The 892-nt window shown below is 45.3% G+C and carries 2 pseudogenes; both read right to left on the bottom strand.

The features are described from left to right. A pseudogene (locus ACFIL8_RS11255) lies at positions 1-218 on the bottom strand (DNA transposition protein); the annotation flags it as partial. A gap of 336 nt (positions 219-554) precedes the next feature. Continuing rightward, positions 555-892 (bottom strand): annotated as a pseudogene (locus ACFIL8_RS11260) (transposase); the annotation flags it as partial.

The raw sequence follows: 892 nt of genomic DNA on the forward strand, positions 1-892 counted from the left end.
GCATACCATTGCGAAAACGTCCCATCCGGCATGCCTATGCGCCGCGCCACCTCTGCTTTCGACCAATCATTCATTTGTCCCAAAGCTCTCACCGCATCCACAAGCTCATTCCATAAAGCAATGTCATCACTGTTGCGGTTTTGTGCTGTTCCATTAGGCTGGATTTTAGGTCGCGCCCAAGGATTTTTATCGACCGTTGCATTTATCGCGTTTTTCATCTATAATCTCCCTCTCGTATTGATCTAGATTCGTATTGATTTTAGATTTTATTGAATGGGTAGGCTCACACCTACCCATTTTTGTTACTCTAAAGCCGTACGCGATACTAAAACGGCTAACCTTGCAAATCCCCTCTCTTTCTCACACATCAGGGAACTTGCTAACTCCACGCATCTCTCCCGATCAGGCAAAGATACCTAGAAACTTCATGTATTGATTAGACTATGAAATGGATAAGATTCCTCCCCCCCTTTCTTTGTTAACGCTTCAAGCTGGTACGCGATACAAAACCAGCTTCCTTTTGAGAATTCTTATAAACCCCCCTCTTTCCTTTCCTATCGTTTAGGAAACTTGATCACCTCACGCCCCTCATCAGAGGCGGAAAGCTTTCTCAAAGCTTTATGCAAGTGTTGACTGAATTCTTCCTCCCCCAAAGCCTCATCATCGTCTACTGTCAAAGCTAAATTCCCCACATTGTTTGGCATTAAGCGGCTCACCTTTGGCTTTATCGGAAGCTTCGATTTGAACGCTTCATCCTTTTTCTCAAGGCGACCATAAACATCGGCCAAGTGATCAGGCGCAAGCTTTGCCGCTAGCTGTTTTTCTGCTTTAACAGCCTTCACATATTCTTTACGCAAACGCCCATTCAAGCGCGCCGCCTGCTGGTCATAAA

The organism is Bartonella sp. AP57NXGY, assembly GCF_042195805.1.
In the GTDB taxonomy this organism is placed as follows: Bacteria; Pseudomonadota; Alphaproteobacteria; order Rhizobiales; family Rhizobiaceae; genus Bartonella.